This is a genomic window from Marinomonas sp. TW1, assembly GCF_001625355.1.
Classification (GTDB): Bacteria; Pseudomonadota; Gammaproteobacteria; order Pseudomonadales; family Marinomonadaceae; genus Marinomonas.
The window spans coordinates 215,355-233,365 of record NZ_JSEE01000003.1; the positions used below are offsets into that span (position 1 = coordinate 215,355).

Consider the following 18,011-nt stretch of genomic DNA (forward strand, 5'->3'; position numbering starts at 1 on the left):
CAAATGGAGAAAGGATGTTCTGCAACATGACCTTCACTGATTGGGTTCAAGTGATCACTCAGATAATTACGGCGGTAACAGCAGTAGTCATGGCTGTATTAGGCTATAAAACATATCTACAACCACCTGAACAACCATCTGAAAACGAGCCAGATGAAGCTGTCAATGATGAAGCTGACGAAAAACTCAAAAGTATTCTTGTATTTAAAACATCTAAACAAGAAACTTGGCTGTCAGTTTCAGAGCAAGGTTTGAGTTGTCGCATTGAGGATAGCCGTGAAGGTAAGGGAGGCCCGCAGTGGACTCTTACTAAAACCCAAACTGCCGAAATATTGAATACTAATACTTACCATGTAAATCCAGGATATAAAGCTAAAACTGGTACTTTTACTATAGGTCCTAGAAGGAACTGGCTTTATTCAAAAGCTCTATTCCCTGAGCCGGATTATTTGCATGGTGTACTTAAGCAGTTGCTGAGTAATTCCAGCAGCTAACAATACGTGTCAGTTGGACAGTTTATTCCGTGGCTCTTTTTGTGCTTATCGCTACGCTAGCACAAAACGCCACTCCATAAACTGCCACTGCACTCTGCGTTAGCCTTCATACTTAACCCACCAACGATGCATTGCTTCAAACATTTCGTTTAAATCCATTGCTTTTTGCGTAGCAGAGTACTCAACGCGTGGAGGAACTTCCGCGTATACTTTTCTCGATATTAATCCATCCTCTTCCAGTGCTCTTAACTGGTTTGTAAGCATAGCCTGAGTGATGCCTTCGATCTTCCGGCGTAACTCATTGAATCTGTGAGTTCCATGAAAAATTAAAATTTGCAGCACAATTAATTTCCATTTTCCCCCAATGAGTTGTGCTATTTGAGGCATTGGACATAGCGTCCTCTCGGCAGATTGTGTTGTTTCTTTTCTCGATGTCATAGGTCGACCTTCAACCCCAATAGTATTAAAAACCATACTATATACTAAATTATTGCCTACTTATATTATCAAACTGATTTAAGTATATTGTTTTCTCCAATACAGAAGAGGAATCAATAGTGAAAAATTACGAACATACAATAACAGTCAAAGTCACCCCGAAGCGTGTTTTTGATGCGCTAACAAAAGAGATGTCAAATTGGTGGGCTGATATGACATCTACAGTAGATAAAATTGGGGATAAAACAACAGCAAAATTTGAAGATGGCACCACATGGTCTTTTGAAGTTGTTAAGCTAGAAGCAAATAGACTCGTTGAACTGTTTTGCTATCAAGCAGACCATATTCACCCAGTTACAACTCCGGAAATGAGGAAGGAGTGGGAAAATACGACATTACGGTTCAACATTATTGGTAAGGGTGAAAATACGGATGTTCATTTCACTCATGTTGGGTTAACTCCAGAAGTAAATTGCTATAGCATTTGTAATTCTGGCTGGAATCACTTTTTTGGGTCAGCATTTAAGGCTTATTTGGAAAAGCAAATTGCTTGAGCCCGTTATTGGGATGTTATGCCTGATGCCAGCTCAGAAGATATTTTTCATATCGCGATAAAAATTTTCATGTGAACCTAACGCCATAAGTTCGAGAGTAACGGTGCCATCTTGGTAACTATAACCAAGCAATGTCGGTTGCTTCACCATTTTAAATTTGTACACGCGAAGGAAGGATAAATCACCTTTCTTTTGCTGTCCTAGCAGCGGATCTTCAATCAGTTCTTTGATTGCGCTATCTAGATCCGCTTTTTGGTTTTTGTGTAGTTTTTTGACTGCTTTTTTAAATGTGGCTGTCTGAAGAACTTGGGTAATCTTAGCCAAAGTTGTATTCCTCAAGCTTTCCAGCTTCTTTTTCGGCTTTGGCAATGATAGCTTGTTTTACGAACTCATAAGGCAAATCGGGGTTATCTTCCATCATTTCACCGATTTTAGCCCAGTGTTCAATTTGCTTAGGGGTAGTGCGGTTTAGGGCTTTAGCCATAATGGCCGCTTTATCAACTAACTCTTGGTCAAGTCGAATACTTGCAGTAGACATAATTAAATCTCCTTAAGTGTGCTGTAAGAAGTGTAGCGAGTTGCTACAATTGTCGCAACTTGATTTATAATGGGCCAGCTTAGTATGTTGTTTATAGCCAACTATTTTTTGCCTCTTAACAAGATGTTGCACTTTTACGGAAAATCAGAAGCTTATGGATGAGAATACTGAAATTTGGCGTCAATACTACGAAAAAGCACTCACTCGCCCACATTCAAAACGTACTGAGTTGGCCGTGCAACTTAATAAATCCAATCTCAAGGTAGCTACTGACTGTGGTTGTGGCACTGGCAGTGATATTCAATATTTAGAGCAACAAGGTTTTCGAGTTCACGGCTTTGATATTAACCCTGATTCGGTCGCTATTTGCAGGGACAGGTTTGGGTCAAAGTCATTAGTTGATATCGCTGAGACTTCGTTTGAGTTATTCGACTACCCAAAATCTGGAGTAGTTATCGCAAACTCTAGCTTGTTCTTCGCTGACCCAAACCAGTTTGTAACGACTTGGGGCAACATCAAGCTTTCAATCGAAGTCGGTGGGGTATTTGCTGGTGATTTCATGGGTTTCAAAGACAGTTGGGCTAACAATTATCGTAGTCCAACAACACCTTTATCGGAATCAGAAGTAAAAGGGTTGTTCTCTGACTTTGAAATAGTCAGGTTCTTTGAGCGTGATGAAAAAGCGAAAACCTCTCTGGGCAGAATGAAACATTGGCATACCTATTCTGTGGTCGCGGTGAAACCTATATGACAAAGCAATCGATGTGGTTTCAAATGTCGGGTTTGAATCAGCTTTAGTCTTTACGGCACAATGGTTTAAGTAAGGTGGACGCCTTGTTCACTTGTTAACGCGGGGTTATAACTTTTTTAAAGGAGCCGAAATTGGAAAGTTTAGAAGGTTACCGGAAAAGCATAGATAATATCGATAATGCGATAGTCGCTATGTTTGCCGAAAGGTTTAAAATCACCAACAAAATTGGCCAAAATAAGGCCGAACAGGGGCTTCCCGCTAAAGATGAAACACGAGAAGCATCACAGTTTGAGCGTGTTGCTGGCTTGGCTGAATCCTATGGATTAGACCCTAAATTTGCAAAGGACTTGTTAAAGACGGTTATCGATCAAGTGGTTCAAAATCATATTGAGATATCGCGTCTTCAGTCTGCGAAACGTCCTGATAAATAATGGTATGGGTGTATCAAACAGCGTACATGCTCCAAAGCTTAGGTGTGGTTAGATGACATTCGAAGAAACGACAGCTGCTAAAATTCCCATTGAACTGCTCTTGCAGGCAGATCCAAGTGTTGAAAACATCACTTCGTACATCGAAAATGGGTTGGTTTTTGCAGCAATGGAAAGGGACCTCGTTGTTGGTGTTATTGTTGCCGGATTTCTATCTGATAAGAAAATGGAGATATATAATGTTTCTGTTTTAGAAGAATTTCAGAAACGGGGTGTTGGTAGCAAGCTAATGGAGTTTGTGCTCATTAGATTGAAGTCTAAAGGCGTAGCCAGAATTGAAGTGGGTACGGGGGCATTTGGTTACCCATTAACATATTATCAACGCATTGGTTTTCGTGTCGATGCCATACTAAAAGATCACTTTGTAAACAATTATCCCGAGACAATTTATGAGAATGGGATTCAGCATAAAGATATGCTGCGCTTGTATCTAAATTTGGAATAGATACCTGGTAAGTAGATCAATCTTATGCAGTGCAGTTTACCCCTAAAACCTTCTTTGTATACAGTACAGATTACTTGAGCATCAGAATCAAAAAATGCGATTCATCAATAAATCAACCATCCTACACCTAGACGGGACTGCTGGTTTAACGGCAGGCATCCTCTTGTTGCTGCTAAAAGGTTGGTTGGGTCATCTATATGGTTTGCCTATTGCCACCATTCAGTTTTTAGCTGCGGCTAATGTCTGTTACGGGGGTTATGCTTTGTTGCTTGCTTTTTCGCGCGTCAGAAAGCGCTTTTTCATTTTATTGCTGGCGATGGCAAATGTGCTGTGGATGCTGGTGTGTGTCATGGTGATTTGGCAATACTTCCAGACTATCAGTTATATTGGAGTGGTGTTTCTCGGACTAGAAGGTATATTTGTGATGACGCTTGCGTATTGTGAGTGGAAAGATAGAAATGAGTTAACCGTGAAGTGTAGAATCTAGGGAAAGCCTCAATCCCTAGGCTTACTTAAACAGTCATGCTTAAACCGTAAAGTTAAAACAGTGAACAGGACTGACACAGCAAAACCGTGCTACTCAGTGTTCCACCAAAATTAAACAACCACCAAGATCAAATAACCACCAAGGAAGACTCATGGATCTGATTCAAATCGATACGATAAAGGTCGCAGGCCTATCTGTCCGCACCACCAATGCCGCTGAAATGAAGCCTGCTACTGCCAAAATTGGAGCTTTGTGGGCAAAGTTTTACGCTGATTTGTCCCCCATGCTTGATCCGCATTCTCGCGTTTTTGGCCTTTATACTCATTATGAATCTGATCACACCGGCGCTTTCGATGTGGTGGCATGTTCCGATTCGCTGACGGGTAAAAATCTAGAAGAGCATCAAATACAAGCTGGAAACTATGTGAAGTTCATTGGCACTGGTGATATGCCGCAAGCGGTCATCGATTTGTGGGGGGAAGTCTGGGACTATTTCAGCGCAGATAAATGTGCTCATACTCGTGCTTTCACAACGGATTTTGAATGTTATAAAGGCGAACGAGAAGTAGAGATTTATATCGCAGTGAAGTAAGGCTTGGTATGAGCGTTGAGCAAATGGTCTATGCTGTCATTGCTTTATTACTTTTGCTGGTGCCTTTGTGTTTATCCTCTTTAGTAAGAAAACGATCCAAAGGTGTATTGGCTTTTATCACGGTAGTGGGAATGTCTGCTTTTATAATGAGCAGCGTGGTGATTGCTCAATGGGCCGCATTCAATTGGTCTCTGGAAAGTAAAATCGAAACACTAGACAGAGACGGCAATGGTGTCTGGTCTCAACAGGAAACCGATACTTGGACTGAAGAAGATCACAAAAATATGGATGCCTACATCGGAGACGGCGGTCGTCATGTTTTTGCCGTCATAATATTCCCCATTGTATCGCTCATTTATTCTTTATTTATGGCATCAATATACTGGTTATTAGCCTGGCTAATCCGCAGGTGGAAAAACCGCATAAGACCAAAGATCTCAGTGCAGTGACGGAGTGAATTTTTCATCCGTATACAGGATTCCGCTTCGTTTAATCGAGCAGAAAATGGATACGAATGAAGGTGAATGTTTGTACTTAGCTCTCTTTTAAGAATCGCTCTAAACTTTCACGACTCATTTTCATAATGTGATTGGCTCTTTCTGAGTTAGGTTCTATTTTTTTATCGGGGCCAAGAGTTCTAACGGCATAGTCACCATCAAAATAGTATCGCCACTCTTCTATTGTTGATTTATTAGGGTCAAATGCCTCGTACTTTGTCTCTTCTTCTTTGCTTAAACGCGCTGCTCGCTCGGGTGTCATCGTGATGGGAGCGTTATAGCTATAATCTTGTTCAAACACAAAAAATGCTTTGTTTCTCTGATAATAAATTTGATAGCTGCGCTTTCCTGTTTCACCGAAATGAGTAAGGTTAATGAGTCGCACATTCCCCCATCCCGCTTGATACGCGATGGCTTCGCCCGCTTCTGTGGACTCTGCCAGTTTAATGGACTTTTGTTTATAGTTGTTTAGGTTATCTCGAACGTCCTTGTATTCTCGTTTTATCCAACTAATGCGATTTGGTGAGCGCATTGCTTCATCACGAGGTGTACTTTCTACCAAGACATCACTGGGTAATATATCTACATAATCTTCCGCATTGTAATCCAGTTCTCTGTCGAGTCCTGAAAACAGTTTCGCGAGTCTCTTTCCTTTTCTGAAGACATCTATCGAAATACCACTTCCCATCCCAAGGGCTCTGCTAATGTAATAGTGAATATTGCCATTGTTAAAAAAAATCACCTCATCGCCTAGTCGGCCATCGATATGATGATACGATGAAAAAGGCGCGTCTTTGGTAGCGACTTTCTCAAACTCCACATCACCAATTTTGCCGTAGCGGTAAACTATCATTGGAGTCGCGTCGTGCTGCTTGCTATAACACAAAGATAAAACTTTTCCTGTTGGTTTCAACTCGTACAGTGCGCCACTACTAGGAGAATCGATGACTTTTTGCATTTTTGCATTTAAGTAGACATTTTCATTACTGTGGCAATGTGAAGGGAACTCAGTTTGACCTTCTGTTTGAGCTGCATTCGCGAAGATAGGAGCGGGTAGCATGAGCAAAATCAATAAATTTTTAAATTTAGTAATCATTACTTCTTTAGTCCTTGTGTATATTGATCCTGCAAAGGAATAGGGTGTTTGCTTTATTCGGTCGGCTGAATTATTCAGCTTGGCAATCGTATAGCGTAAAATTTTTAAACAATTCACACGCCGCTGTCAATAAGAATAAATGATACGTTAAATCAGGGCCTTACTCATTTTTCCATCCAGACTTTTACGAACCTATTCATCGTCAAATTCTTCGGCACTGGCGACTGCCACAAGCGGTAATTGATTTGTGAAGGTAAGTCTGGGACTATTTCAGTATTTTGTCTTACCGTTGCACGGTAAGGATTACACAAACTGCTCTATTCAAATTAGCCGGTTACCAAGGCGTTAGGAAATAAAATAGATTATGCGAATTATAGAAGTGGTTGAATATAACGATGATTGGCCTCGTCTGTTTGAAATAGAAAAGCAATTGATACTCTCAAGCCTACCGATAAAAAAATTATGGGTCCATCATATCGGCAGCACAGCGGTAAGTGGACTTGCCGCTAAACCCATTATTGATATATTGCTAGAAGTCGAAGAAATAGAGGCTTTGGATGGGTGTAATGAACTATTTGAGTCCATCGGTTACGAGTGTAAGGGCGAATTTGGTATTTCCGGGCGTCGATATTTTCAGAAGGGTGGATATAAGCGATCTCACCAAATTCATGCCTTCGGTAAGGACTCAGAAAACTCGATTAGGCATCTGGCTTTTAAAGAGTATTTAATTGCCCATCCGGCGGTCGCAGAAGAGTATGCCGAGCTTAAGCTGGACGTTGCTAAACATTGCAATAATGATATTGGAGCTTACTGTGATGGCAAAGATGAGTTTGTGACGACGCATGAAAAGCATGCCGTAGAGTGGTATAAAAATGCTTAGACAAAAGCGGCATGCGGAAATATTTTACTAGGCTCGTTTTTTGTACACTTGGTTTCCCTGTACTTTCGAATAAAAATGTTCTTCGTGTAATATTCCACTGAGCGGAGCGTTATCGCTCTGAATGACATGAGCATTTAATTCAAGGACAGATGAATTGAAACAGTCGATAGTACACATTGCACTGGTCGTTAAAGACTATGACGAAGCAATTGATTTTTATGTCAATAAACTCAAATTTGAGCTTATTGAAGACACTTACCAAGCAGAACAAGATAAACGTTGGGTTGTGGTCTCACCGCCCGGTTCTAATGGTGTCACACTGTTGCTGGCTCGTGCATCTAACCCTGAGCAAAATGACGCTGTGGGAAATCAAACGGGTGGTCGAGTATTTTTATTCTTAAATACCGATGACTTTTGGCGAGATTATAATCGTATGCTAGCTGACGGTATAAAATTTATTAGAGAGCCAAAAGAGCAGGATTACGGCACGGTAGCCGTCTTTGAAGACCTTTATGGCAACTTGTGGGATTTACTTCAATTAGAACCAAATCATCCGATGGCATCGAGAGCGCTATAGCAAGTTATTGAAACGGGGCAAATGACAGTTGGTTGGCTCCGCTCCGCTCCGCATGTTTGCCTGTACTCTTACCCAAGAAGACGACCGTTGCTTTTTATGTCGGGGATAGAGCAATAAACAAGAGATGTATGCTTCCACAAAAAAGCCCCTCTACTTTCACTTAGTAAAGTAGAGGGGCTTCTTGTTTATCGGGGGTTAAAGCATTTTCCGAACACCTTCATCTGGAATATAAGGTTGCTCTAGATCCTCCAGATTTTTAAACTCGAATTGCGCGTTAATCGCATTGATCCATGAATGAGCTCGGGGCAACAAGGTACGCTCATCAGACTGCATGCGTCCACAGGACACTAGAATACCCATGTCAGCACCAAGGTAGCTGTATTCGCCTTCACCGTAGACGCGCATGTAGAAGGCGTTGTTTTCGTCCCCCACATTACTCCAGTCAATACTGTGGCGGATAAATTCGATGTTACCCTCTTCTTTCATCTGCCAAATCCCAGATTGAGGGGCTTTGGTGATCATGCGAACTTTATCTTCCGTGTGCTTAAGGACTAATTGAGTCCAGCTACCATAATCTGACCAACGCTTCTGGATTTCTTCTACATCAATTTCGAAATCCACATCCATAAATTCTAAAAGGTGGAACAGCATTAATGGTGCGCCGCCGTATTTAGAGGTGACTAGGTTAGTTAACGGACTGGCGCCACTGATACGAGGGTTAATTTCACCCAAATACACTTCACCATCATCGGTATCAATAAGATAATCAAAACAGAAAGCGCCACGGTAGCCGGTTTCATACAGCTTATCGCCCATAGCCTTGACCATGGTGATTACTTTATCGTGTTGCGCACCGTCTTTAAGCAGCTCTGGGAAAATGTCATTACCACACCAGCCGCCCTTGTATGGGGTTAGCTCTTCGTAGCCTGTGATGTCCGTTTGTAGTGGGCCTACCAAGGTACCGCAACGAGTGGCGACGGCTTCCACTGTGCCTGGAATGTGGTTGATGTATTTCATGATCTTGAGGGTTTCGCCAACAATCTTCTTGGCGTTTTTATCCCAATCTGCTTCATTACGAATGAAGAAGGTGGTTTTACCTGAGTCGCCATAAGGCGTTTGTACCACTAGGTTGCTGCCTAGATGATTGGCTTCTGCTAAAACGCTCAGTTCTGCGTAGCTTGAGGCTTTCACATCGACTAAATTTGGGGCGCTTGGTACGCCGGCTTCATTGGCAAGTTGAGTGGTAACAATTTTAGAGTCGATGTGTTGACGTAACTGGGCCGAAGGTAGGGCCATTTCTAAGCCAAGGCTGGCGGCAATTTCTTCTGTTTTCTCATCAAACATCACGGTTAACAATTTACCATTGCTGCCATTTTCACATTTATGGGAATTGGCTTCTAATAGGTCGATGGTTTCTTTATGGCTTAATAAATAATTAACCATTTCTTCCATGGATTGGAATTCCCTTTCACTGTTGAGCTTAGGGTTCACAATACGGAAATGGCCGCCATCAAAAGAGTCGAAGAAGGTGATGTATTGAAAGCTTTGTACCCATTGTCCAATGCCAAGTACGTTATAAGCGGTAGGTGAAATGAAGTAGATCGGCGTCTGGTTTTTACGGAAAAAACGGTAAATATCAGATAAGCCTTTTAGTTTTGTTTGTTCTTGCATCGGTTTTGTTCCTCCAGTATCTGGTTCTATTATTGTCTTTGTTTCTTGTTCGTTGGTGCTAAAAAGCTTTTTCAGTGCTGCTATAATGATCTGGTACATCTCTATTTCCTATACGGTTAGCTGTCGTAATAGATGGTTAAGTCTTGATCTTGCGTGCTTGATAACGATGCCAGATCAATGCTGATCTGTGCCTGTGGCCACAAATAGCGAATTTGCCCCGCCTTCGGGTAATAAGCAGCGGTATATAAGGTGCCTGATTTGTTAATCAAATGAGAGCGATACAATGGCGGATATAAAAAGCTAATACTTGGGTCTAAAGCAGTGGTGCTAACAGTCAGTGCCAAATGGTTTAGTGCGTCAAGGCGGATGCCTGTGTCGGGCAAAAAGAGTGGCTTTTCAGGAACAATGGGGTCTTGATGGTTCGTGGATGCTTGTTCCTGAGTGACCATCACATCTCGATCTGGAGCAACATAAACAGTTGCTTGATTGCCATCCGCATCTATTAAGGCAATATTGTAATCAAGATGAATCGGAATGCGTTTTAAAACGCGAATAGCCTCTTCTACATTGGTACAAATTTCTAATACATAGCGTATGACGATGGTAATGCCAAAGCCTTCTCCTTTCGCTAAACGTCCGCCGTAGGCTATGGAAACAGAAAGCCCAGCTTCATTCATGCCATCCAACGCCCCCCAGACACAATCGGCCATGGCTACGACGTTATTGCCCAACCATTGGCCACAAGAGATAATGCCTTCGCACAAAATAGGCGGGAAATCATAGTTGCGGATCAGTGTGGGAGTGGGCGTATTTAACGTCAGTTGAGAACAGGCTGAAAAGAAAGGAGGCGGACAGTATAAGCTGAGAAAACGCGCTTGTAGGTCGTCGCCATTTATCAATTTTAGAATGTCTTGATAAACAGGGTAGAGCTCAGGCATATGCTTTTTAAAGGCTTGAATGCACTCTAGATAGCTTGGTCTAGCCGCTTCTCCTTCGTCTAAATACCACGCTTTATAAGCTGGCCAGTTTTTTTCAAATAGGCGCTTAAATTTTTCGCCAGGATAATCTTCATTGACAACGGTAAACTGTAAGCTTTTCATCGTTTATCCTTTCGTGGGTACGATAATCTATCGGCTTTCGTCATGCCTTCATGCAAGACTTGCACCCGTTTTTAACAGTGGCGAACGTTTGTTCCAGCCAATGAGTGATTCCATTTTCTCTGCAATATCGAGTACTAAGGCATCGGCGCCTCGCGGTGCCGTGACATGAATAGAAAGTGGTAATTCTTCATTACCTAACCCAATGGGTAGAGCGCACGCAGGCATGCCCGTTAAGTTGGCATCATATAGGAAACTGGCCCAATCTAACCAAGGGTAAGTTATCTTGGTTGATCCTATGTATTTTGGATGGCGATACTTATGACTAAAGGCTTCACAACCTAGGGTGGGTGTGACAAAAAAAGCACTTCCATTGCGTTCAAACATAGCATTATAAGCGGCTTGAATATCGAGGCGGTGGGCTTCTGCTGCATCAAATTCTTCAGGTGTTAGACTGGCGCCAAACTTCATCATTTCAATGGTGTATTTGTCTAAACCTCGTAGCGGCTTGTCTTTTTGGCTTTGAAAGCTCCAAGAGTCGAAATGAGCAATGGTCGCCCATGCGATGACCGATGAAGGCAGGTTAGGTTGGTCATACACCAATTCAGCACCAGCCGCTTCTAATAAACGCAATGTTTGTCTGAAATTTTGTCGCACATCGTCATCAACGGGAGCAAATCCCAAGTCTTCTGAGACAATGATTTTTTGACCTGCGAGTGTCAAAGGCTGATGAAAATGAGCGAGTAAAGCGTCTTTAAAGGCAAACTCTTCGTTATTTTCTGCTAACACCGAGTACATAAGACGAGCATCGGCGACCGTTCTCGCCATAGGGCCATATGACACTAATGTGCTCCAAGAAGGAAAGCACGGTTTTCTAGGGACCGCGTGAATAGTGGGTTTGAATCCTACAATGCCACAAAAAGCAGAAGGGATGCGAATGGAACCACCGCCATCTCCGCCTAATGATAGAGTGCCTAAGCCTGCTGCTACTGCGGCTCCTGCACCGCCAGAAGACCCGCCACAAGTACGTTCTGTATTCCAAGGATTCGCCGTAACACCGTACATTTTAGATGAGGTTACGCCCATTAGACTGAATTCGGGGCAAGTGGTTTTTGCAAAAATAATGGCCCCTGCGGCTTCTAATTTTTTAATGCTGGAACAGGTTTCAGTTGGAATAAATTTGGCTTGTGTTTTAGAGCCATTCGCACAAGGAACGTCTGCTAACCACTGGGAGTCTTTTACTGTAATGGGCAAGCCGCAAAGCGGTCCGCCTAAGCCTTGATCTAATAATTGATCGGCAAGCTTTGCGGCTTCGCGTGCCCGGTCGTATAAAGTAACCGCAAGGGGGTTAACTGTTTTGGTGACTAATTTAGCGTGTTCAATCGTTAGCTCTAATAATTCAACCGCAGTGATGTTACGGGCACGAAGGTCAGCGAGAAGTTCGATGGCGGTTTTTTCTAAAATATTCATTTTCACGGTGCTCAGTGCGTAGTCTGTTTGGTTTTGGTTCACTGGAGTTGATGGAAACCCAAGAACGAATATGAACGATATAAGGCGATTCTGGTAACATTGAGAAAATTGACGCCATGGATCATAATGTATGCCTATTTTTTACAAATCGCAACACTATGGATCATGATGTTAGATAATAAAACTTTAGATGCGTATTTAGGTGTGTCTGGTGTGATTACTCAGACAGAGCTTCCTATTGTTCGAGAGCAATCTCGATTAGGAGAGTATGCCGTGGTATATCGAACTTATCGCGAAAAACAAGGTGGTGGTTTTGGTGATCAAATTAAACATCCCTATGCATGGTCTGTCTTGGTCTATGTCGATTCCTACCTTTTAGCCATAAATAGTGCGCGCGGTGAGCGACGCGAGTGGGCAAGTTTGGACAGTGCCGCTCAGTGGCTGACCAGTCATGGTTTTAGTTACTGGTGGACTCGAAACGACATAGAAACGTTTGAATAAATTGCGTGTTTTAACATCCTAACGATTGGATGCTAACCGTCTGTTGTATTTTTAATGTCCCAATTAAGCTGGTTGTTCATATTAATGTTAAGCCGCAATCACTCACCAGTGAGAGTCCTTATTGACTGCTGAGAAGAGTGGTGAGCCGCAATTTAAAAAGTACCCTACAGCTTCATTAGAGCAAGGCTCTAACTACTCCAGTGTTTTCAAGTACTGTTTGGGGCTAATACCAAATTTTTGATGAAAGCGTTGACTAAAGCGTTCTTGTGATTGGTAGCCGCAGCATAGGGCTATGTCTAGCGGATGGCGCTTTCCCTGTTGCATCAGGCTGAGAGCGTGGTTCATCCGTACTTGAGTGAGTATTTCTCTGAATTGGGTGTTTTCTTTTTTTAGACGACGGATGAAGGTGGCTCGGCTCATAGAGAAGTGTTCTGCAACGTCGTTGAGTGGGTAATCTTGGCCTGGCTGCTGTGTTAAGTAGTCGCTGAGTTTCTGTGCAAAAGGGATGGTTTGGCTGGTAAACAACAGGTGCAATTTACCTGCTTCGGCCAGTTGTTGATAAAGCCCAAACAGCCAATATTTTTGTGTGATGGCGCTGAGCTCCTGCCATTGTAGGTTGGTGAATAGGGTTAGGGTGTCAAATAGACTTTTGTCTGGTATGTAGAGCGGAGAGTAGCGGCTTTTGGCTAGGCTAGTACTTAGCTTAAGCATGTGTTCGGGTGGGCTGAGGCGGAAGCTAAATTGTATGGAAGCAAATTTGGCTCGTTCGGGTTTGTTTTCAAACGTGAGCTGTTGGTGAGCGCGAGTGAGCAATAGCTTCGATGTGTCCAGTGTGAGTTCATCGTCCTGCCAAAACAGTTGCTTTTGTCCTGATTGTACCCAGAAAATACTCGGGGAGTGGATGGCGACGTTACGCAGCCGCTGACGCTGTAGACCATACATGTGATTGATTTGAATGATAGTGGCCATCGTCTCTCCCCTGAGTGTGTGTGATTATCTGTTATAGGTGGCAGTGAGTTTGGCTTTGCCAATGGCCATGCTGTTTAAGGTGTAGCCGACGATGGCGGCAGACACGCTGGCGTTTAGGTCGAGTTTTTCGACTGGTAAGGCCCAAACGGTGAACTGGTAACGGTGCATGCCATCGCCTTTTGGGGGGCATGCGCCACCAAAACCTGTACTGCCGTAATCGGATTTTAATTCAATTGCACCCAGTGATTTCATGTCGGCTCCACGGCTTAGGGAAGAGACCTTAGCTGGAATGTTGAAGCTGATCCAGTGCCACCAACCACTGCCCGTTGGTGCATCTGGGTCGTAGGTGGTAATGGCGTAGCTTTTAGTACCAGCGGGGGCATCAGCCCAAGTGAGTTGTGTCGCTTTCATTTGTATCTCCTTTATATTAAGCCAATAATCCAGTCCCATGCTAGTCGTGTGATCATGAATTTTCTCTACATAAAGTATCAATTTCAATTTTATTTCGGCTTATAAAGAAACTAACTGTCTATTTTTTCCATTTTTGTATAAGGCTCGGAACGGATGGCGGTAATACTGAACTGTTATCTATTGCGTCGGTTTCTTTGGGAATCGCATCGTCAGGGAGCGAATCGATTTGATTGCCTAAATTTTCTGTGTATTCATACTGTTTACTTTTCATCTTGCCAAGAGATTGCTCGTTTTGTGCTATTCAATCTCAAAAAAGTGCGTGTGTTGTACAGGCAAGAAATAAATAAGCGTTTTAGTATCAATGGCTAAGATTTGACCATTGCGCTTTTTTTAGAGATGGCGCGCTGTGATTTCCTAAAAGAAAGATGAAAGAATGAAATGGACCTCCTTTTATACTGAGTAGGTCAGTTTAAAAGGAGGACGTTATGGATACGATTCATACAGTGGGTATTGATTTAGCCAAGTCAGTTTTTCAGATATGCGCTTTTAATCAGGCTGGGAAAAACTGTTTAATAATAATGCTACGTCGCAATCAACTTCTTCGTTTCTTAAGCAATATAGAGCCATGTTTGATTGGAATAATTGGGGATTATTCATGACAGCTGAATAGATCATCAGAATATCTCCTCAATTAGTCATGATGACTTTAAAAATCACCATCCTCCTTCGTCGCTAATGTTTGCCTGTTAACGGGGTGTCAGGTGCTTTGCTAAAGAAAAAGGTATAGCGAATGATTCCACATCCTGTTCTTTCTGAAAGATCAAAGTAACCGCCAATTTTCCTACACCAATATGAAGATTATCAGGCGTGAGACTGTGATTTTTGCTCGTTATGCGGATGTTAGTATTGGCAAGAAATTGTCTTTGAGCCACAACTCTTTATCCGATTCACCGCTAGAAGAAAAACAATTGAACGCTGAAAATGGCTGTGTTATGTAGCACTACAGCGTAAATTTACTCGTAGTTTTTCTTCGCTTTGGTGACTTTTTCCAAGTAGTTACGGGACTCTTCTCTTGGGTGGTCGTATCTGAGCTTTTGATACACCGAGCTAGACGAGTTTTGGTTGATCTTGTCCATAGCGACCGACCGATTGCTGTCGAAGGTCTTAAGTACATTTCCTGTGCCGCCGTTGTAAGCCGAGATCATGGAGTATTCTTGGCTGGTTTTGTTACTGACTTTAACAAGGTAACGGGTTTGTAATATGTGCAAGTAGGCGCTGCCGATATCGATGTTTTGTTCAGGTGAGAAGAGCACGTCTTTGGTGGGTTCACCGGACTTTTTCTTGATCAGGTTATAGACATCACGACCAGCGGTGGCGGGCACCACTTGCATGAGTCCGTAGGCGTTGGCAGGACTAACCGCATAGGGGTTAAAGGAACTTTCGGTTTCGATGATGCCGTAAATTAACGCGGGCTCTAGGTTATAACGCTTGGCCGCGGCGAGAACGTATTGGCTGTATTTCTTTTGACGCAAATGTTCGTGCTTTTCCACTAGATCAAATTCAACGGAGTAGACGAGGTTGCCGCTGCTGGTACTAGGTTGCAGTTTATTGGCAACTAAGTATTGTGCATATCGGCCAGCTCGCCAGCGGTATTTTACTAGCACGCCTTCGTTGTCCATGACTTGCGGATACAAGAAGGGCACGCCATCTGTGTTTGGCGCGGAGCTGGAGAAAATGTCCGTTTTCGTCGGGTCGGCTGTGGTCAGTAGGGTGGTGGTGACCGCTTTGGTTAGTGTGTCTCTTGGGTTGCGGCCGTCAACGGTTTCTACTCGGACTTTGCCATTGTCAAAATCCACAATGGCACGTGCTTGGTAGCCGTTCACGTATTTGACGTACTTTTTCTTGTTGGGCAGTTGGCTGTTATCTTTGCCCCATTTTTTATTGACCTGTTGATCGAGGTTTTTATACAAGGTTTGAATGGCTTTTAAGTCCGCCCGTATGTAATCGCGAGTGACTTTCGCTTGCTTAGCGATGGCTTTTACATCTTCTAAACTGTCGGCGTCTTGCACCTGTTTGGACAACTCTTTTACGGAATCGACCGAATCAAAATTCAACATAGATTGGCAACCGCTGAGCGATAACAGCAATACACCACAAGAAGACAATGCCGTACGGCGACCCCATTTTTTGTACATCAATCCTTGCCCATCAATCAAAAGCTTGCTGAGTGTATCAAGATACTGTCAGTTTTCCCATTTCGCTAATGAAAACAAGCCTTAATGTTATGATGGATCAGACAAAGGAGAATCAAATGTTGTTTGTTCCTACTTTGTCTTGTCATTTTGTTGTCCGCTAATCTAGGGGCACTTCGAGGACAATTTTGCCGATGTGTTGTTTGCAGACAAACGCCTGTTGTGCGGCTTTAATGTCTTGTAAGGGGAAAGTTTGAGCCAGCAGAGGACGAATTTTATTGTCATTAATGTAGCGCACCAAATTACCAAATACGCCGGCTTGTAGTGTGGTACAGCCGAAGAAGCTTAGGTCTTTTAGATACAGCGTACGTATATCCAATTCTACTAGCGGGCCATCGATGGCTCCCGACACCACATAACGTGAGCCAGGTTTGAGTATCTGTAAGAACTGCGGCCATTGTGATCCAGCGACTAAATCTACGACAAGGCTGACGCTGTTTTCCCCCAAACTGGCAACTAAATCTTCACCACGAGCAACCACTTGATCTGCTCCTAAGTCTAGTAATGCTTGTTGCTTGCTAGGACTGGTGACAGCAATGACTTTAGCACCACGCAATTTTGCCAACTGCACCGCAGCACTGCCAACGCCACCGGATGCACCGGTGATTAATACTGTGTCTTGTGCATTGACCTGACTGCGAGTCAGCATGTTTTCCGCGGTAGAGTAGGAACAGGGGAAAGAGGCCAATTCTTGGTCGCTTAATGACGAATTGATAACATGAGCATATTGCGCATCAATGACGGTGTATTGAGCAAAGCCACCGTTGCATTCGGAGCCAAAATACCAAGGCGAGGTTTGAGTTTCACCATTCCAATTATGGAAGCTAGGCTCGATCAACACGCGTTCGCCGAGACGTGCTGAATCCACTTTATCGCCTACTGCGACAATATAACCACATACGTCTGCCCCTTGGATCAATGGTAGTTTCAGAGCATTCCCTGCCCAACTTGCATCGTCACTATTGTTGTCGCTTTTTGAATACCAGCCAATGCGCGTATTGAGGTCTGTATTGTTGACGCCAGCCGCAGCAACCTTGATGAGTACCTGGTGCGCGAGTGGCGTTGGTACTGTGAGGTCGTCTTTGTACTGCAACATGTCTAGGTCGCCGTGTCCGATCAGTTGTACGCCTTTCATTTTAGTGGGCAATGTCATTCGTCGTGTCCTCTAGTAATTGCTGAATGGTGTGTATGGCGGAAGTGACCGCGACTTGTCCCAATACAGGCCAAGCGCTGGAAACGCCTTCGTGCAATAAGAACAGGCTATGAGCCAAATCTGGACGTAGGCTTTGTTGTCCCAAGAAGTGAAGCACCGCCTGTTTGTGCTCCGTGACGGCTTGGTGAATTTGTGCGTTTTCTGGGTACGCGGATAGGGCATTCACTGATAAACAACCATGTGGTGCAAAGGTTTCCATCCAGCCTTGCAGCTGTTGAAAAATATGCTCAATGGCAGGAGTGCCTGCTTCAGGCGCGTTTTCTTGTAGAAAGTCCAAATAACGCTGATGACGAAAATCCAATGCCGCCACTATCATGGCTTCTTTTGAAGGGTAGTGCTTGTATAAGGTACGTAAACTGACCTGACAAGCGGTTTTAAGCTGAGCTACGCTGGGTTCCGCGAAACCGTATTGGCTAAAAGCTTGTTCTAAGCGTGCTGCGATTTGTTGTTTTAACATGGCGATGTCTTACTCGTAATGACGTGACTGCCTCATAAAAGAGGTAGAATGAATCTTCTACTTTTATGGTAGAGTGTTTGTTCTACCTTTGTCAAATGCCCATCAAAATTTCTCTATTTGCTGAGCCAATTGT

At 43.3% G+C, this 18,011-nt stretch carries 25 protein-coding genes; 13 read left to right on the forward strand and 12 right to left on the reverse strand.

Annotated elements, in window-relative coordinates:
- The first annotated feature begins 26 nt into the window (after positions 1-26).
- On the forward strand, positions 27-494 hold the full coding sequence (locus OA79_RS04140) for a hypothetical protein (protein WP_063331993.1): 468 nt from the start codon (positions 27-29) through the stop codon (positions 492-494).
- A 99-nt stretch (positions 495-593) separates the two neighbouring features.
- On the opposite strand, the gene OA79_RS04145 is transcribed toward OA79_RS04140, so the two are convergent.
- Entirely contained in the window at positions 594-881 is a 288-nt protein-coding gene (locus OA79_RS04145) for a winged helix-turn-helix transcriptional regulator (protein WP_156486213.1), read from the reverse strand.
- A 170-nt stretch (positions 882-1,051) separates the two neighbouring features.
- Between OA79_RS04145 and OA79_RS04150 the strand changes: the two genes are divergently transcribed.
- Positions 1,052-1,486 carry an SRPBCC family protein gene (locus OA79_RS04150; protein WP_063331942.1) on the forward strand — a complete coding sequence of 145 codons (435 nt, stop codon included), beginning with the start codon at positions 1,052-1,054 and terminating at the stop codon, positions 1,484-1,486.
- A 33-nt stretch (positions 1,487-1,519) separates the two neighbouring features.
- On the opposite strand, the gene OA79_RS04155 is transcribed toward OA79_RS04150, so the two are convergent.
- Positions 1,520-1,810, reverse strand: coding sequence for a type II toxin-antitoxin system RelE/ParE family toxin (locus OA79_RS04155; protein WP_063331943.1), 291 nt, complete (start codon positions 1,808-1,810; stop codon positions 1,520-1,522).
- Entirely contained in the window at positions 1,803-2,024 is a 222-nt protein-coding gene (locus OA79_RS04160) for a TA system antitoxin ParD family protein (RefSeq protein ID WP_063331944.1), read from the reverse strand. Before OA79_RS04160 ends, OA79_RS04155 begins: the two co-directional genes overlap by 8 nt.
- Before the next feature lie 154 nt (positions 2,025-2,178).
- Between OA79_RS04160 and OA79_RS04165 the strand changes: the two genes are divergently transcribed.
- The 6 genes from OA79_RS04165 (at position 2,179) to OA79_RS04190 (ending at position 5,236) form a co-directional block, all read left to right on the forward strand.
- Complete coding sequence (locus tag OA79_RS04165) at positions 2,179-2,775, forward strand: methyltransferase domain-containing protein (RefSeq protein WP_063331945.1); 597 nt, start codon at positions 2,179-2,181, stop codon at positions 2,773-2,775.
- Positions 2,776-2,906: 131 nt separating this feature from the next.
- Positions 2,907-3,206, forward strand: coding sequence for a chorismate mutase (locus tag OA79_RS04170; protein ID WP_063331946.1), 300 nt, complete (start codon positions 2,907-2,909; stop codon positions 3,204-3,206).
- Positions 3,207-3,258: 52 nt separating this feature from the next.
- Positions 3,259-3,708, forward strand: coding sequence for a GNAT family N-acetyltransferase (locus OA79_RS04175; RefSeq protein WP_063331947.1), 450 nt, complete (start codon positions 3,259-3,261; stop codon positions 3,706-3,708).
- Between the two features lie 94 nt (positions 3,709-3,802).
- A complete protein-coding gene (locus OA79_RS04180) occupies positions 3,803-4,195 on the forward strand; it encodes a hypothetical protein (protein WP_063331948.1) in 393 nt (130 codons plus the stop codon).
- 151 nt (positions 4,196-4,346) lie between these two features.
- On the forward strand, positions 4,347-4,787 hold the full coding sequence (locus tag OA79_RS04185) for a GyrI-like domain-containing protein (RefSeq protein WP_063331949.1): 441 nt from the start codon (positions 4,347-4,349) through the stop codon (positions 4,785-4,787).
- Between the two features lie 8 nt (positions 4,788-4,795).
- The gene (locus tag OA79_RS04190) at positions 4,796-5,236 is read left to right on the forward strand and encodes a hypothetical protein (RefSeq protein WP_063331950.1); all 441 of its coding nucleotides are present in this window, start codon (positions 4,796-4,798) and stop codon (positions 5,234-5,236) included.
- Positions 5,237-5,321: 85 nt separating this feature from the next.
- Here the strand turns inward: OA79_RS04190 and OA79_RS04195 are convergent, their stop codons facing one another.
- On the reverse strand, positions 5,322-6,497 hold the full coding sequence (locus OA79_RS04195) for a hypothetical protein (RefSeq protein ID WP_156486214.1): 1,176 nt from the start codon (positions 6,495-6,497) through the stop codon (positions 5,322-5,324).
- A gap of 247 nt (positions 6,498-6,744) precedes the next feature.
- Here OA79_RS04195 and OA79_RS04200 point away from each other — a divergent pair, with 247 nt between their 5' ends.
- On the forward strand, positions 6,745-7,260 hold the full coding sequence (locus OA79_RS04200) for a GrpB family protein (RefSeq protein ID WP_063331952.1): 516 nt from the start codon (positions 6,745-6,747) through the stop codon (positions 7,258-7,260).
- A gap of 154 nt (positions 7,261-7,414) precedes the next feature.
- Positions 7,415-7,837, forward strand: a complete 423-nt coding sequence (locus OA79_RS04205) for a VOC family protein (RefSeq protein ID WP_063331953.1) — start codon at positions 7,415-7,417, stop codon at positions 7,835-7,837.
- Between the two features lie 195 nt (positions 7,838-8,032).
- On the opposite strand, the gene OA79_RS04210 is transcribed toward OA79_RS04205, so the two are convergent.
- From OA79_RS04210 to OA79_RS04220, 3 genes are all read right to left on the reverse strand, one after another.
- A complete protein-coding gene (locus tag OA79_RS04210; protein WP_063331995.1) occupies positions 8,033-9,508 on the reverse strand; it encodes an ATP-binding protein in 1,476 nt (491 codons plus the stop codon).
- Between the two features lie 116 nt (positions 9,509-9,624).
- Positions 9,625-10,608, reverse strand: a complete 984-nt coding sequence (locus tag OA79_RS04215) for a C45 family autoproteolytic acyltransferase/hydolase (RefSeq protein WP_063331954.1) — start codon at positions 10,606-10,608, stop codon at positions 9,625-9,627.
- Between the two features lie 48 nt (positions 10,609-10,656).
- Entirely contained in the window at positions 10,657-12,075 is a 1,419-nt protein-coding gene (locus OA79_RS04220) for an amidase (protein WP_063331955.1), read from the reverse strand.
- 168 nt (positions 12,076-12,243) lie between these two features.
- On the opposite strand from OA79_RS04220, the gene OA79_RS17920 reads away from it, so the two are divergent.
- A complete protein-coding gene (locus tag OA79_RS17920) occupies positions 12,244-12,576 on the forward strand; it encodes a hypothetical protein (protein ID WP_156486215.1) in 333 nt (110 codons plus the stop codon).
- A gap of 192 nt (positions 12,577-12,768) precedes the next feature.
- Here OA79_RS17920 and OA79_RS04230 read toward each other — a convergent pair whose 3' ends face one another.
- Entirely contained in the window at positions 12,769-13,545 is a 777-nt protein-coding gene (locus OA79_RS04230; protein WP_063331956.1) for an AraC family transcriptional regulator, read from the reverse strand.
- A 24-nt stretch (positions 13,546-13,569) separates the two neighbouring features.
- A complete protein-coding gene (locus OA79_RS04235) occupies positions 13,570-13,956 on the reverse strand; it encodes a YbhB/YbcL family Raf kinase inhibitor-like protein (RefSeq protein ID WP_231908797.1) in 387 nt (128 codons plus the stop codon).
- A 485-nt stretch (positions 13,957-14,441) separates the two neighbouring features.
- Between OA79_RS04235 and OA79_RS18185 the strand changes: the two genes are divergently transcribed.
- The gene (locus OA79_RS18185; protein WP_156486216.1) at positions 14,442-14,615 is read left to right on the forward strand and encodes a hypothetical protein; all 174 of its coding nucleotides are present in this window, start codon (positions 14,442-14,444) and stop codon (positions 14,613-14,615) included.
- Between the two features lie 216 nt (positions 14,616-14,831).
- Positions 14,832-14,954, forward strand: coding sequence for a hypothetical protein (locus OA79_RS18525; protein ID WP_269447815.1), 123 nt, complete (start codon positions 14,832-14,834; stop codon positions 14,952-14,954).
- A gap of 15 nt (positions 14,955-14,969) precedes the next feature.
- On the opposite strand, the gene OA79_RS04240 is transcribed toward OA79_RS18525, so the two are convergent.
- The 3 genes from OA79_RS04240 to OA79_RS04250 form a co-directional block, all read right to left on the reverse strand.
- Positions 14,970-16,151, reverse strand: coding sequence for a murein transglycosylase domain-containing protein (locus OA79_RS04240; RefSeq protein WP_063331957.1), 1,182 nt, complete (start codon positions 16,149-16,151; stop codon positions 14,970-14,972).
- A 157-nt stretch (positions 16,152-16,308) separates the two neighbouring features.
- Positions 16,309-17,361, reverse strand: a complete 1,053-nt coding sequence (locus OA79_RS04245) for an alcohol dehydrogenase family protein (protein WP_063331958.1) — start codon at positions 17,359-17,361, stop codon at positions 16,309-16,311.
- The gene (locus tag OA79_RS04250) at positions 17,345-17,878 is read right to left on the reverse strand and encodes a TetR/AcrR family transcriptional regulator (RefSeq protein ID WP_063331959.1); all 534 of its coding nucleotides are present in this window, start codon (positions 17,876-17,878) and stop codon (positions 17,345-17,347) included. The genes OA79_RS04245 and OA79_RS04250 overlap by 17 nt, the downstream gene beginning before the upstream one ends.
- Positions 17,879-18,011 lie beyond the last annotated feature (133 nt).